Genomic DNA, 15039 nt, shown 5'->3' on the forward strand with positions numbered 1-15039 from the left:
AGGCGCAGAAGTGCAGGGAGATCGGCTGTGATCACCAGTCTCAATAGGGGATCCAAGCGCTGAACCTCTGCATGGCAACCATCGAACTGCCTCCTTGCGGCACCCGTGTCTCACATTTGATGTCCAATTGGCCATCGAGTGGCCATCGGATATGAGAATTGGACATCGAATCTGAGAACGTACAAATCAATCATCAGACTCCAGAACGCGCCATGTCCACGAATCGCGACAGGTGCAGCTGGTGGGCCACTGTGATCGTCTTCGTCGGTCCCGCACGGTGTTTGGCGATGATGAGGTCCGCCTCGCCGCCGCGAGGATCGTCGCGCTCGAAGGCATCGGGGCGATGCAAGAGGATCACCATGTCCGCGTCCTGCTCGATCGATCCCGACTCTCGAAGATCGGAGAGCATCGGCTTCTTGTCGGTGCGCTGCTCCGGCCCACGGTTCAGCTGGCTCATCGCCACCACCGGGACTTCGAGCTCCTTGGCCAAAAGCTTGATCTGCCTTGAGAATTCGGAGACTTCCTGCTGGCGTGACTCGACCTTCTTGCCGGAGGTCATCAGCTGCAGGTAGTCGATCACGATCAGCCGGAGATCCGCCTTCTGGTGCAACCGGCGCGCCTTCGCGCGGATCTCCATCATCGTCAGGTTCGGCGAGTCGTCGATGTAGAGCGGCGCCTCGCTGATCTCACTCATCCGCCGCGCCAGCCGCGTCCAGTCGTCGTCACTCATACGGCCGGAGCGCATGTCCGCGAGCTTGATCTTCGCCTCGGCCGACAGCAGTCGCATGACGATCTCGGACTTGCTCATTTCCAGGGAGAAGATGACGCTGGAGTGCCGGTTCTTGATGGAGCACGACCGCAGGAAGTCCAGCCCGAGCGTCGAGTTGTGCGTGGGAACCATCGATCGGCTGGCCAAGTACATGTGGGTCGAGTTGTCGACCTCCACACAGCGCACGGGAACGCTCTCCACGCGACGCGCGCCGACGATGAATCTGGATCCGGAGCGAGCCAGGTTGACTGCGGCGCGACGCTCCTTGTGCAGCACCGACTTTCGGTGCAGGCCGAAGACATCGTCCTCGGTAGCGAATGTGAGCGTATATGCCACTGACGACGCTTCGCTGCGGCCCCTGACCCTCTTGGTCGACGTTTGGCAGCGATAGCCCAGGCTGACGACGAGCTCGGCGACGTCCGCCGCAAGCCGGGGGTCTGTTACAGCGAATTGCACGGACCCGCCGTGCGTAACGGTCCCGTCGGTATCCAGCAAGCCCGCCAGCAGTGCGCGGCGCTGCGTCTCGGCTGCGCGGAGATACCCGACGGGAATGTGCTTGTTGCCCAACACACCAAGCGTCCGCAACCTGGCCTGCAGCGTGCCGACCGCGTTGCGGCACGACTGGCATAGTCGCATCCCGCTCGACGAACCGCCGCACCGCGCACAACTCGGTGCTGGGACGGCGTCCGACATGAACCGTGCGCGTCCACCACAACTGCGTCCACACGTCCTGACCTGGCTGGTCTGCGGCAGGAACTCGTTGCCGCACACCACACACCTGCGGACGGGAGTAGGTGGCGCCTCGGGGAGGAGCAGTTGGTATCGATAGATGGCGGACGGAGACTTGCGCGCTACCAGCCCCTCCGACTCGATGCGCATGATGATCTCCGGATCAGCGCTCGTGATCTGAGCCGCAGCCGTCGTGCCATCACTGAGCCAGGCGCCCAACGTATATGGCGGAACGAGTAATTCGCGCTCTCGGCCTCGAATCGGCGCCGTATTCGTGACCGAGTGGTTCACGCGCTGGTCGACCGTCGGGCAGCGCAGCGTTTCCGCAATCTCGCGGGTGGTCCGCACAGCGGCGAACGTGCGTTGGTTCTTGTATCGGTTGTAGCCGACAGCTGCCGCTTGAGCTGACTTGCGAGATGCGCGAGTGTCGGTCAACCACTGATGTTCCTCGTCCGCCACGATGACCGTGCCGTCCGAGAACTCGACTTCGTAGCACGGACGCCCGACCATCACCTCAGTCGCAGCGACCACGCGCGTCGGCTCGCCGTCGGGCCCGATCAACTCGTCGCCGACCGCGACGTCGCCCATCGTGGTCCAGCCGGTGGGCGTCGGCAGTGGCGTGTCCAAGGCGAGGGCCTTGCCAACGCCAGGTCTGGCCGCCACCACGATCATCTGGCCGGCGTGCAGACCGTTGGTCACCTCGTCGAGCTCGGTGAAGCCCGTGGGCACACCACGCGAGACGCCGCCCTGGGAGGCGATGGCGTCGATCTCGTCCATCGTCGGCTGCAGCAGGTGCTCGAGGACGACGAAGTCCTCGGTGGTGCGCCGTTCGGTGACCTCGTAGATCTCGGCCTGGGCGCGGTCCACCACGTCGGCCACGTCCGCGCCGTCGGCGCCGGCGTACCCGTACTGCACCACCCGCGTTCCGGCCTCCACCAGACGCCGCAGGAGCGACTTCTCCGACACGATGCCGGCGTAGTAACCCGCGTTGGCCGCAGTCGGCACGGTGGAAATCAGGGTGTGCAGATATGGGGCGCCACCGATGCGCTTGAGCAGTCCGCGGCGGTCCAGCTCGGCGGAGACGGTGATCGCGTCGGCGGGCTCACCGCGGCCGTACAGATCGAGGATCGCGTCGTACACGCTCTGGTGCGCGGGGCGGTAGAAGTCGCCGGGCCGCAGCCGCTCCAGGACGTCGGCGATGGCGTCCTTCGACAGCAGCATGCCGCCGAGCACCGATTGTTCGGCAGCCATGTCCTGTGGAGGTTGGCGGCCGTACTCCTCGGCTGGGGGAGCTTCCTGCTCCGCGCGACCCCCGGACTGACCGCCCTGCCAGCCCCGATCGTCGACGACAGCCACGAAGCGTCCACCTCCCCCTTCATGTCAGATCGATGTCGAACACGTATTCGACGTACTCCCCCGCGAGAGTAAACCCAGATACCGACGGCTCACGTTAGAGACGTTGCTGGAACGGTTGCAAGCGAGACCTGTGCATAGACCTGTGGACGCAGTGTGCATAGATCCGGTGGGCCATGTTGAGCCCTTGGGGACAACCTGTGCACAACCATCGAGTTTTTCGACATCACCGCAGATGGGGGCGCTACGAGCCATGTGGGAACTTGTGGATGCGATTTGCCCCGGCGTGTCGTCCGTGGTTGCCGTCCCGGGCGTGTTGTGTTGCATGCACGGGCCCAAAAGGTTAACGGGTGGTTATGTTCGCTGGGTCACGAGGGGCCCGTGATGTTCGCCAGCGCGCACAGCAACGCCCGGGTGAAGATCGATCAAGCCCTCACCCGGGCGTATTGACGCTGTGGGTATTACTCGGCGACGACGTTCACAGAAACGCCGACGGTGACCTCGGGGTGCAGCTGCACCACGACGGCATACGCGCCGGTGGCCTTGATGTGGGCCTTGGGCAGGTTGACGGTCCGGCGGTCCAGGTTCGGGCCGCCCGCCTTCTTGATCGCGCCGACGATGTCACCGGTGGTGACGGAGCCGAACAGCTTGCCCGCACCGGCGGTGCGCACCGGCAAGGACACCGGGCCGAGCTCTTCGAGAGCGGCCTTGATCTCCTTGGCGTGATCCAGGTCGCGGACGACCTTCGTCTCGCGAGCACGGCGGATTTCCTCGGCCTGGCGCTCGGCGCCACGCGACGCGACGATCGCCATGCCACGGGGCAGCAGGTAGTTACGGCCGTAGCCGTCCTTGACCTCGACGGCGTCGCCGGCGGAGCCCAGGTGGTCGACCTCAGCGGTCAGAATCAGTTTCATGTCAGTTCTCTTCGTTCGGCTTAGCGCGACGTCGCACTGAACGGCAGCAGGGCTACCTCGCGGGCGTTCTTGACTGCGATCGCAATGTCGCGCTGGTGCTGCACGCAGTTACCGGTGACCCGGCGGGCACGAATCTTGCCGCGCTCGCTGATGTAGGTCCGCAGCAACGCGGTGTCCTTGTAATCGATGATCTGGTTCTTGCCCTTCTTCGAGCAGAACGAGCACTTCCGGGCCTTGACCGGCTTCTCAGGAGCCGGGCGCCTCTTCGTGGAGGAGGACTTCGCCATGTCTATCTCTTTCTCAGTACTTGGAAATCAGTTGATCAGAAGGGAGGTTCTTCGTCGGCGCCGTTGAACGATCCGGACGCGGGAGCACTGCCCCACGGGTCGTCTCTCGGGCCATCGTTACCACCACTGCTGGCCGCGGGGCGTGAACCGCCGCCACCACCGCCACCGCCGCCAAAGCCGCCTCCGCCCCCGCCGCTACGGCTGGCCTTGTTGACCTTGGCCGTCGCGTACTTCAAGGAAGGACCGATCTCGTCGACCTCGAGCTCCACGACGGTGCGCTTCTCACCCTCACGAGTCTCGTACGAACGCTGCTTGAGGCGACCGGTCACGATCACCCGCGAACCGCGGGTAAGGCTCTCGGCCACGTTCTCGGCAGCTTCGCGCCAGATGCTGCACCGCATGAAGAGCGGGTCGCCGTCTTTCCACTCGTTGGTCTGACGGTCCATCATCCGAGGCGTCGACGCCACCGTGAAGTTGGCGACGGCGGCCCCGGACGGCGTGAACCGCAACTCGGGATCGGCGGTCAGGTTTCCGACGATGGTGAGATTGGTGTCACCAGCAGCCACGGGTCCTCCATGTGATTGGGAAGCAGGTCGCTAAGAACGGATCGCAAGCGAGCCTACGGATGCGCTCTGACGGGCACGGGCCATTGGGCCTAGTGCTTGTCGGTCCGCATCACCTTGGTCCGCAGAACGGACTCGTTGAGGCTGAGCTGACGGTCCAGCTCGGACACGGTGGCCGGCTCGGCCTTCACGTCGATGACGGCGTAGATGCCCTCGGGGTGCTTGAGGATCTCGTACGCCATGCGGCGCCGGCCCCAGATGTCGATCTTCTCGACCGTGCCGCCGTCCTTGCGGATGACGTTCAGGAACGTCTCCAATGACGGTGCAACAGTTCGCTCGTCGAGCGTGGGGTCGAGGATGACCATGATTTCGTATGGACGCATGTGGAACCCATCACCTCCTATGGTCGTTTGCGGCCACGGCTTGTCCGTGACAGGAGGGTCGCCTGCGTCGGCAACTCGGCAAGGTTACAGCAGGACCCTCTGAGCTGCGAAATCGTGCTGTTGTTTCGACGTCGACGGCCCGGGTATCGCCCGCTGCGTAAGGAACCGTCAACGCAGAGGGGACCAGCCACCGTGACCGCCAAGACTCGCATCGCAGGATCCATCGCGGCCGCCGTACTGTACGGCGCCGCGACCGTCGCACCTGCTTGGGCCATCGACGACATCAAGCCGTTCGGGCAGCAGGAGACCGTCCGAGACGCCGCCGGAATCGACATCGGCTACACCGTCCGCGGCCTCTCCCCCAGCGCCGACGTCATCCCCTACCCCGTCGCCGGGCGCCTGTACGAGGCGATGGTGACCGCCGACGCCGTTCAGGGACCTGCGACGCCGGTGATCCCGTTCTTCAACGCCCGCAGCGAGAACGGCGACAACTACCGCGTGCTCGCCAACGTCTTCACGCCGCAGGGACTCAGCGGTGCGACGCTCCCGCCGGGCGGGAGCACAACGGGCAAGCTCTACTTCGACGTCGTCGGCCCCGTGCCCAACAGCGTGGTCTACAACGACGGCACCCACGACGTGCTCGGCTGGGTCGACACCGGCGGTCAGCCGGCCACCGGCGGCGGCGCGACCGGGTCAACCGGCGCGGCGGAAGTCGGCGGCGGCGCGGAGTCCCGAGGAGTGACCGGGTCGACCGGGCCGAACTTCACCGGGCCGAGCACCACGGCCGGCGACCAGAACGGTGCGGGCGGTGGCGGCGGCCAAAGCACCGCCGGGAGTGACGTCGAAGGCGGGGACGGCTCCGGGGTCGGATAGCTCAGCCGCCCTCCGCGGTCCGCTTGATCGCCGCCAAGGTCACCGGAATGCCTTCCTTGGCGGCCTTCGTCCGGATCGCGACCTGCTCGTCGGCCTTCTCGCCGAAGCGGCCGCGGAAGCCTTCGATGCCCGCGGGTTCGAAGGACCAGTGCTCGGTGAGGCGCGTTCCGCCCTCGGCCGGCTCCAGGCTGAAGCCCCAGCGCACCCAGCCGTCGTTGACCACCCAAGAGAACTCGCGGCCCGGGTCTGCGGCCACGACCCGGCTACGGGTCTCCCACGTGCGCTTGCCGTCGTCGTTTCGTCCGGTGAAGTACGAGCCGACGGTCGGACCGCCGCCCTCGTCCCACCAGCAGGCCCGGCACTGCGGGCTCCACTCGCCGATCCGGGTCACGTCGGACACCAATGCGTAGAGGGTGTCCGCGTCGGCGTTCACCACCACGGAATCACTGAACGTCAGATCGCTCATGTCAGCGTCAACTCCTTCTCGGGTTCGACCGTCGGCGCGGGCGGCGTGGGCCGCAGCCGCGAGGGCAACCATCTGGGCGGGGCGTCCAGCGCGTGTTCGAACACCCCACCCGACGGGTCGTCGACTCCGCCGCGGCGGACGACGTCCAACTCGGGACGGTAGATCTGGCGGATTACCAAGGCGCACAACGCAACCACTGCGATGTCCCGCAGCAGGACCGTGGCCGTGAACCACTCCTGCGGCAAGCCCATCTTCGCCTCGCCGAACAGGTACAGCATCCGGGGCACCCAGACCAAGGCGTCGACCGTCATCCACGCCAACAGGATTCGTCGTTGCGGCAGCGCGAGCACCGCCAGCGGCACCAACCACAACGAGTACTGCGGACTCCACACCTTGTTGGTCAGCAGGAAGGCCGCGATCACCAGGAAGGCCAACTGCGCCAACCGGGGACGACGCTGGGCCGTCAACCCGACATAGGCGATGCCGCACAGGCACACCGCGAACAACACGGCCGTCACCGCGTTGGTCACCGACGGCGGCTCCCAGAACCCCAGGTTCGGATCGAAGCCCCGCCACCCCGTGAACGACTTCACGACGTTGTAGATCGAATCCATGTCGTCGCCGCGACGGGTGTTGAGCCGGAAGAATTCCGACCATCCGCGCGGGTACAGCACCATGATCGGCAGGTTGACCACCAGCCACGTCACCACCGCGACGCCGGCGGTCTTGCCCACCTCGCGCATGCGGCCCGTGCGCAACCCCAGGATCACCAACGGCACGATCAGCAGCAGCGGGTACAGCTTGAGCGCCACCCCGATGCCGATCAGCGCGCCCGCTACGGCCGGTCGGCGACGCGACCACGCCAGCATCGCGCCCGCCGCACACGCCGTCGCCAACGCGTCGAAGTTGGTGAAGATCTGGAAGATCACCAACGGTGACCCGGCGACCAGCGCCGCGTCCCAGATCCGGCGCCCCGCCAACAGCGTCGTCGCCCATACCGTGGCCAACCACGCCAACGCCAACCCGAACGCGGAGATGTTGAAGAACATCACCACCTCGGCGACCACCGGAATCGACACCAGCTTCGTCAACGCCGTGTACGTCTTGGCCAACGCCATCGACACGTACTGGTACAGCCCGGTGAGCACCGGATACTCCATGTACCGCACGGCGGGTGTGCCGTCGTACTGGATCTGCTGCGCGCCGGTGGAGTCCTTCTCCGTCCACGACGACTTGTACGGAAACTTGCCCTGGCTCAACAACTCCGCGGTGTACAGCGGCACGGTGTCCGAGTAGCAGAGCTCGTAGTACGCCCGCTGGTTCTCCCAGATGGCGACCCGCTGGTCGGCGGTCCCGGTGCCGGTCGACTGCAGGCACGCCGCCTTGGTCGAGTAGCCCAGCGCCAAGAACAGCAGCGCGATGATCAGCATGACGCGCAGCGGCGTCATGAACCGGGCCCGGCCGATCAGCGCGTGCTTGCCCACCGGCCCGCCGATGGCACCGGCCAGCGCCGCACCGATGGTGTCGGTCCGGCTGGGGAAGTCGCGGGCGTCGTCGCTGCGCAAGTCTTCGGCCAAAGGTGCCGGAGACACCGTCGACCGATCTGGGTCCTGGCCGATCACGGCGGAGGCGGCGGCGCAGTGATCGTCGGAGTGGCAGCCGGATCACCGGGAGGCGGCGGCGCCCCCGGCGGCGGCAGCTGAATCGTCGTCGGCGGGCCGAACGGAATCGTGATGCCGGGACCCAACTCGATCGTCGGCTGAATCACCGTCTCCGACGGCGGCGGCGGGGGTGGTGGCGGAGGCGGCGGCGCGGCCGGTGGACCCGCATAGCCGCCGATCTCCGTCGGCTTCGGGAACGACTCGTTGTCGGTGCCCTCGAGGGCGCCGTCCATCGTGGCCTTCCAGATGTCGGACGGAATGCCCGACCCGTAGACCGACCCGCCCGACTTGTTCTCCAGCGGCTTGGTGCCCTCGGTGGTACCCACCCAGACCGCGGTCGACAGCGACGGCGTGTAGCCGACCATCCACGCGTCGCGGTTGGCGTCGGTGTCACCCAGTTGGTTGGTTCCGGTCTTGGCCGCGGACGGACGGCCGCCGGCCAGGTTGTGACCCCTGGAGTAGCCGGCGATCGGCTGCATCGCGGAGGTGACGTTGTCGGCGACGGCCTTGTCGATCCGCTGCTCGCCTGGATCGTCCTGCGTCGCCGCGTCGAACAACGTCTGCCCGTCGGATCGGACGACCTTCTGGATGAAGTGCGGCCGGTGGTAGACGCCTGAGTTGGCCAGGGTGGCGTAGGCCGAGGCCATGTCGATCACCCGCGACTGGTACTGACCGAGCACGACGCCGTTGTTCGGCGGTCCGCCCTTGCCGTCCTCGGACAGCGTGTGCTCGACGCCGGGGAAGCTCTCGGCGACACCAGCGGCATGGGCGGCGTCTGCGACGTCCTGCGGGCCGTTCTTCAGCTTCAGCATCAGCCGGTAGTAGCTGGTGTTGAGCGACATCTTCAGCGCCTGGGCGATGTTGCAGGTTCCGCAACCCTCGCCTTCCACGTTGCCGATCTTGATGCCGTTGACCTCTACCGGCGAGCTGTCCACCTGGTACCCGAGCCCGATGCCCTGCTGCAGCGCAGCCACCAGTGCGAAGACCTTGAACGACGACCCCGTCGGCAATCCGGCCTGCGCGAAGTCGAAGCCGTTGGCGTCGGACCCTCCGTAGTAGGCCTTGACCCCGCCCGTCTTCGGGTCGACCGAGGCGACGGCCGTCCGCATGTCCGGATCCTGGCCCTCCATGTACTCGGCTACCGCGTCCTCGGCGGACTTCTGCGCCTTCGGGTCGATCGTCGTCGTGATCTGGAGACCCTCGGTGTTCAACGTCTGCTCGTCGATGTTGAACAGATCCATCAGTTCCTTGGTGACCTGACGTTCGATCAGGCCGTTCGGTCCACTGGTCTGGTTCTGCGCGCGCGCCTGGTCCGGCGGGACGGTCGGGGGGAACACCTGCGCGGAGCGGTCGTTGGGCGACAGCGCACCCATCGTGACCATGCCGTCGAGCACCCAGTTCCACCGCTCGGCCGAACCCTCTGGGTCGACGGCGGGGTCGAGCCCCGACGGCTGCTGGATCAACGCCGCGAGAAGCGCGCCCTCCGCCACGTTGAGCTGCTCGACGGGCTTGCCGAAGTACGCCTGCGAGGCCGCGCCGATGCCGTAGGCACCCCGTCCGAAGTAGATGATGTTGAGGTAGGACTGCAACACCTGGTCCTTGGACCACTCCCCCGACATCTTGGTGGAGATGACGAGTTCCTTGGCCTTGCGCACCAGCCCGCCGACGCCGGATCGGGCGTCGCCGACCAATGCGTTCTTGACGTACTGCTGGGTGATCGTGGACCCGCCCTGCAGGTCGCCACCGAAGATGTTGTTCTTGAAGGCGCGAAGGAAACCGGTGAACGAGAACCCGGGGTTGGTATAGAAGTCACGGTCCTCGGCCGCCATCACCGCGTTGCGCACCTGCACCGGGATCTGGTCGATGTCGACGTCGACGCGGTTGCCCTCGGGGGGCACGATCCTGGCGAGCTCGCTGCCGTCGCTGGCCAGGATCGTCGACACCTGGTTGGTCCGGATGTCTCCTGGCTTCGGGATGTCGACGATCATGTACGCCATCGCGAACGTCACGATCGGCAGCAGGATGCAGATCGCCAACGCGGCCAACGACCCGCGGCGAACCCACTTCCAGTTGACGTTGAACTGTCGCCCGCCCGAACCGCCACCGGGTGGCCGGCCACCGCCGGGCGGACCTGGCGGTGGTGGCTTCGGCGGCGGGGTGCCGTCCAACGCGGCCTTGACGACGTCGATCGGGTCGCGGTACTGAGCCGGGCGCGCGTCGCGCACCGGCGGGATGACCATCGTCTGGCGGTCGTCGTGGCGCCGAGGATCACGCTGCTGCGGCTGCTGCGGGGGGCGCGGCGGCTGGGGCTGCTGCTGTTGTGGCTGCTGTGGCAACGCCCGCGTCGCACCGTCCGACTGGGACGGCGCGGAGTGTCGCGGTTGCGCGACGCCACCGTCGGCCGAGGTCCCCTTGCGGATGTCGTCGGCCGACCGGTCTTGTCGCCCTTCGCTATTCACTGGCGGTACGCGCTCCTGAGCGCGCCGACTTGGTGTTCTTGGTGCGCGTCGCTCCTCCGTGAGGACGTGGCGCGCCCAACACATAGCTCTTCACCAAATGATTCCAACTGCAAGTTCTACATACCTCCACCACGTGCACCGCGAATTCGTCGAACTTGGCTGCCAGCATCACCAGCTCCTCGGTGGAGCGGGCGGATCCGGACACTGCTCCGAGATGATCACCGAACACCCACGACACCAGCGTGAGCTGCTCCTTGCGACATATCGGACACATCACCTGACTGGACTTGCCGTGGAACTTCGCGGCGCGCAGCAGATACGGATTGGCGTCACAGACCTCTGAAACACCCGTGCGGCCCGAGTACACCTCGGCCAGCAGGGACCGCCGCTTGAGCGCGTAGTCCACCACCTGTCGCTGCAATCGCACGATGACCAGAGTACGTCGGCCCCCCTTTCGCGCAGCTTCGACTCCGCCACCTTCACCCCTGTTCGACATCTGGTCTGCGGCGATGGCACGTGAACTCCTACGATCCGTCAATGGCGACTCGGCAGACAGCAGGTACACGGGCGAAGGACAGCGACCGCAACAACACCTGCCAGGTACTCGACAGCGCGCTCGGCGACGGGCAACTGTCCGGGGAGGAGCACCGCATCCGGGTCGCGGCCGCCACCACCGCCGCGACGCTCGGCGACCTCCAACAGCTGGTGGAAGACCTGCAGAACGACAACGCACCGGTCCAGATGCCCGACTTGAAGAAGCCCTCGCGGATGATCGGCGGTGACAGCGGCTGGGGCATGCGCGCCGCCGTGGCGGGCGTTCTGGTGGTTCTCGGCATCGCCATTGGCTGGGGGTTGTACGGCAACACCACCTCGCCGTTGAGCTTCACCTCCGACCCCGGCGCCAAGTCCGACGGCATCCCCGCGAAGGTGATCACCCCGCCCAAGCAGCTGCAGTCACTCGGCGGGCTGACCGGCCTGATGGAACAGATGCGTCAACGCTTCGGCGACACCATGGGCTACGGCCTGACGATCTATCCGGACTACGCCGTGCTCTATCGGCCCGACCCCACCGACGACCGGCGCAAGCTCAACTACACGTACCGCGGCGGGTTCGACGATCCGTATCCGGCCACCAAGAGCTCGGACGACACTCTGGTCGACCTGAGCGCCTTCGACGTCAAGACCGTCGTCGGGATCATCAGGGGCGCCCCCGAGACGGTCGGACTACAGCAGAAGGACGTCGAGGCCGACGACACCTACCTCACGATCGACCCGGCCCGCGACCCCACCATGCCCGGCACGCTGACTCTGCGCGTCAGCGTCTCCAGTGACTTCGGCAGCGGGTCCATCACCTTCGCCGGCGACGGCACGATCAAGCGCATCGACGGCCCGCCGCCAAAATAGCGGCCCGACTCGCCGCCTGACTGGCGGACTTTCCAAAGTGTTGTGTATGTTCGCTTTACGCAGCGCCGTTTATATCGGTGCGATACATTTTTTCGACGGGTGTAATCGTCGTAGCGAAACCGCATAGGAGGTGATTCGATGCTGGAACTGGCCATCTTGGGACTCCTCATCGAGTCACCGATGCACGGCTACGAGCTGCGCAAGAGGCTGACGGGCCTGCTCGGAGCCTTCCGGGCGTTCTCCTACGGCTCTCTGTATCCGGCCCTGCGCCGGATGCAAGCCGACGGCCTCATCGTCGAGGAGTCGGACCCCGTCGGTGCCGTCAAGATGCGGCGGGCCCGGCGGGTCTACGTCCTCACCGACGCCGGCAAGCTCCGCTTCACCGAGCTCGTCGCCGACACCGGTCCGCAGAACTACACCGACGACGGATTCGGCGTCCACCTGGCCTTCTTCAACCGCACCCCGGCCGAGGCCAGGATGCGCATCCTGGAGGGTCGTCGCCGCCAGGTGGAGGAACGCCGCGAAGGCCTGCGTGAAGCCATCGCGCGCGCCAGTAATTCACTCGACCGCTACACCCGCCAGCTTCATCAACTCGGGCTCGAGTCCAGCGAGCGCGAAGTCAAGTGGCTCAACGACCTGATCGCGGCAGAACGCGTCGCCGCTACAGGCCGCCCCGAGACCACCCCCGAACCACAGCCCTAAATCCCCAACACCCGCTTCGCAGTCGTCAGTACAGAAGGAGATCGCCCCATGTCCGAGTCGAATGAAATCCGGGTCGCCATCGTCGGCGTCGGCAACTGCGCCTCGTCGCTGGTGCAGGGCGTGCAGTACTACCTCGACGCCGACGAGAACTCGACCGTCCCCGGTCTGATGCACGTCAAGCTCGGCAAGTACCACGTCCGCGACGTGCAGTTCGTCGCCGCGTTCGACGTCGACGCCAAGAAGGTCGGCTTCGACCTCTCCGAGGCCATCTTCGCCTCCGAGAACAACACCATCAAGATCGCCGACGTGCCGCCCACCAACGTGACGGTGCAGCGCGGCCCGACGCTCGACGGCATCGGCAAGTACTACTCCGAGACCATCGAGGTGTCCGACACCGAGGCCGTCGACGTCGTCAAGACGCTCAAGGACGCCAAGGTCGACGTGATGGTGTCCTACCTTCCCGTCGGGTCCGAAGAGGCCGACAAGTTCTACGCGCAGTGCGCCATCGACGCCGGCGTGGCGTTCGTCAACGCGCTGCCCGTCTTCATCGCCTCCGACCCCGTCTGGGCCGAGAAGTTCCGTGCCGCAGGCGTTCCCATTGTCGGCGACGACATCAAGAGCCAGGTCGGCGCCACCATCACCCACCGCGTGATGGCCAAGCTGTTCGAGGACCGCGGCGTGCAACTCGACCGCACCATGCAGCTCAACGTCGGCGGCAACATGGACTTCCTCAACATGCTGGAGCGCTCGCGCCTCGAGTCGAAGAAGATCTCCAAGACCCAGGCCGTCACCAGCAACCTGCAGCGCGAGTTCAACGCCAAGGACGTCCACATCGGCCCGTCCGATCACGTCGGCTGGCTCGACGACCGCAAGTGGGCCTACGTCCGCCTCGAGGGCCGCGCCTTCGGCGACGTGCCGCTGAACCTGGAGTACAAGCTCGAGGTCTGGGACTCGCCGAATTCCGCTGGCGTCATCATCGACGCGGTGCGTGCGGCGAAGATCGCCCTCGACCGTGGCATCGGCGGACCGGTCGAGGCCGCCTCGGCGTACCTCATGAAGAGCCCGCCCAAGCAGCTGGCCGACGACATCGCGCGCGCCCAGCTGGAATCGTTCATCGAGGGCTAGGTTCCTCAACCTCACCATCGAGTGTGCTGTGGGATCGCGACAACTTCGGTTGAGGCGATCTCACAGCACACTCGATGCGGTTTGGGGCGGGGTTAGAAGCCGAAGCCGAGCTCCGCGGGGACGTCGGAAGCGAACGCGGCGTCCAGCGCGTCGATGACCCGAGAGTCGTTGCAGCGCAGTCGATTCGACGCGGCGAAGGCCGATGCGCGGTGCTCACCCAGGTAGAGACTGCCGAGCACCGACAGGGTCGACCACACGTCGGGCTCGGCGTCGGTGGGCTCGCAGCTCGCCTGACCGTCACGAATCTCGAGCTTGAACCGGCCGCCGCCGCCGAGTAACCCGTCGGAGACGTCGAGCACCAGCGACGCGTCGGCCGCATAGGTCCGGGCCGTCAGCACCGCAGGTACGTCCAGCATTCGCAGCCACAGCCCGTCCTCGCGATGGGTGAGCCGAACCCGCCGCGCGTCCGTCAGCAGGTACGGCAGCAGCTCACCGGGCGGCGCCTCGACCGTCACGGTGTCCATCAGGTCCATGCCGAGCAGCGTCCGCCACAATGCGACGTAGGCGTCGACGGTCACCGCCGCCAGCTTGGTGATCGCGACCGTCTTCCGCTCACTGTCGCCGTGGATGCGGTACATGGCGAAGCCGTCGTCGTGCAGCAGCGCCATCAGCGGACCGCCGCCACGCCGCGACTCCTCCCGGTCACCGAACACCTGATCCCACATCTGTCGTGGCGTGAACAATCCGCCGGGCGTCCTCAGCCGCCAGCGTTCGTAGACCTCCTCGATCCGATCGCGGTGGTCGACCGGCGTGACGATCCGCACGCCACCCCGATCGGGAACCTCGTCGAGGAACTCGGCCCCGCGACGGTCGACGCTCAGCGACTCGACGACACTCGCTTGGCCGTAACCGAACCGACTGTAGATGGCGCCCTCCGACGCCTCGAGTCCGGCAATCGGGTAGTCCGCCAACGCCATTCGACGATGCAGTTCACCGAACATCTCCCGCAGCACGCCGCGCCTGCGATGCGTCGGAGCCACGCACACCCACGACACCCCGGCCATCGGCAGCACCGCGCCGCCCGGCACGGTCAACCGAAGATCGAGGTAGTACGCCATCCCGACCACGTCGTCCCCGTCGCAGGCGATCACGACGCCGTCGGCGGGCATCAGCGTCCGCCACATGTCGTTGGCCTCCCGCGGCCGGAAGGACCCGAAACAGGTGGCCGCCAACAGCACCATCGCGGGCCAGTCGGCGTCCTCGGCGGAACGGATCGAGAGTCCAGTCGGGGAAGGCATGAATCCGACGGTGGCACAGCGCGCCGACCGTCGCATCCCCTTTTGTACTGTCG

General features: G+C 66.3%; 14 protein-coding genes. 4 read left to right on the forward strand and 10 right to left on the reverse strand.

The features are described 5' to 3' along the window. Window positions 1–193 precede the first annotated feature (193 nt). The 5 genes from dnaB to rpsF form a co-directional block, all read right to left on the reverse strand. The gene (gene dnaB / locus ASD37_RS13010) at window positions 194–2854 is read right to left on the reverse strand and encodes a replicative DNA helicase (protein ID WP_056551390.1); all 2661 of its coding nucleotides are present in this window, start codon (window positions 2852–2854) and stop codon (window positions 194–196) included. 458 nt (window positions 2855–3312) lie between these two features. Next, window positions 3313–3765 (reverse strand): 50S ribosomal protein L9, encoded by a 453-nt coding sequence (gene rplI / locus ASD37_RS13015; protein WP_056551393.1) that lies wholly within the window; start codon window positions 3763–3765, stop codon window positions 3313–3315. Between the two features lie 20 nt (window positions 3766–3785). Next, window positions 3786–4052: a 30S ribosomal protein S18 gene (gene rpsR, locus ASD37_RS13020; protein WP_056551394.1), complete on the reverse strand. Its 267-nt coding sequence runs from the start codon at window positions 4050–4052 to the stop codon at window positions 3786–3788. A 35-nt stretch (window positions 4053–4087) separates the two neighbouring features. After that, entirely contained in the window at window positions 4088–4618 is a 531-nt protein-coding gene (locus ASD37_RS13025) for a single-stranded DNA-binding protein (protein ID WP_056551396.1), read from the reverse strand. An 89-nt stretch (window positions 4619–4707) separates the two neighbouring features. Next, complete coding sequence (gene rpsF, locus ASD37_RS13030; RefSeq protein WP_056551398.1) at window positions 4708–4998, reverse strand: 30S ribosomal protein S6; 291 nt, start codon at window positions 4996–4998, stop codon at window positions 4708–4710. A gap of 192 nt (window positions 4999–5190) precedes the next feature. Here rpsF and ASD37_RS13035 point away from each other — a divergent pair, with 192 nt between their 5' ends. After that, entirely contained in the window at window positions 5191–5871 is a 681-nt protein-coding gene (locus ASD37_RS13035) for an MPT63 family protein (protein WP_235568210.1), read from the forward strand. A 1-nt stretch (window position 5872) separates the two neighbouring features. On the opposite strand, the gene ASD37_RS13040 is transcribed toward ASD37_RS13035, so the two are convergent. The 4 genes from ASD37_RS13040 to ASD37_RS13055 all read right to left on the reverse strand — a co-directional run bounded on the left by ASD37_RS13040 (window position 5873) and on the right by ASD37_RS13055 (window position 10884). Beyond that, complete coding sequence (locus tag ASD37_RS13040; protein ID WP_056551400.1) at window positions 5873–6337, reverse strand: SRPBCC family protein; 465 nt, start codon at window positions 6335–6337, stop codon at window positions 5873–5875. Continuing rightward, a complete protein-coding gene (locus ASD37_RS13045; protein WP_056553212.1) occupies window positions 6334–7929 on the reverse strand; it encodes a glycosyltransferase family 87 protein in 1596 nt (531 codons plus the stop codon). Before ASD37_RS13045 ends, ASD37_RS13040 begins: the two co-directional genes overlap by 4 nt. A 26-nt stretch (window positions 7930–7955) precedes the next feature. Further along, the gene (locus ASD37_RS13050) at window positions 7956–10238 is read right to left on the reverse strand and encodes a transglycosylase domain-containing protein (RefSeq protein WP_156720919.1); all 2283 of its coding nucleotides are present in this window, start codon (window positions 10236–10238) and stop codon (window positions 7956–7958) included. Window positions 10239–10449: 211 nt separating this feature from the next. Next, window positions 10450–10884: a DUF5318 family protein gene (locus ASD37_RS13055; RefSeq protein ID WP_056551401.1), complete on the reverse strand. Its 435-nt coding sequence runs from the start codon at window positions 10882–10884 to the stop codon at window positions 10450–10452. A gap of 110 nt (window positions 10885–10994) precedes the next feature. On the opposite strand from ASD37_RS13055, the gene ASD37_RS13060 reads away from it, so the two are divergent. The 3 genes from ASD37_RS13060 to ASD37_RS13070 all read left to right on the forward strand — a co-directional run bounded on the left by ASD37_RS13060 (window position 10995) and on the right by ASD37_RS13070 (window position 13688). After that, window positions 10995–11861: a DUF1707 domain-containing protein gene (locus ASD37_RS13060; RefSeq protein WP_082570184.1), complete on the forward strand. Its 867-nt coding sequence runs from the start codon at window positions 10995–10997 to the stop codon at window positions 11859–11861. 138 nt (window positions 11862–11999) lie between these two features. Further along, window positions 12000–12563, forward strand: a complete 564-nt coding sequence (locus tag ASD37_RS13065) for a PadR family transcriptional regulator (protein WP_056551406.1) — start codon at window positions 12000–12002, stop codon at window positions 12561–12563. Between the two features lie 48 nt (window positions 12564–12611). Then, entirely contained in the window at window positions 12612–13688 is a 1077-nt protein-coding gene (locus ASD37_RS13070) for an inositol-3-phosphate synthase (RefSeq protein WP_056551408.1), read from the forward strand. A gap of 92 nt (window positions 13689–13780) precedes the next feature. On the opposite strand, the gene ASD37_RS13075 is transcribed toward ASD37_RS13070, so the two are convergent. Continuing rightward, entirely contained in the window at window positions 13781–14986 is a 1206-nt protein-coding gene (locus ASD37_RS13075) for an enhanced intracellular survival protein Eis (protein ID WP_056553219.1), read from the reverse strand. Window positions 14987–15039: the final 53 nt, after the last annotated feature.

Source organism: Mycobacterium sp. Root135, from assembly GCF_001426545.1.
Classification (GTDB): Bacteria; Actinomycetota; Actinomycetes; order Mycobacteriales; family Mycobacteriaceae; genus Mycobacterium.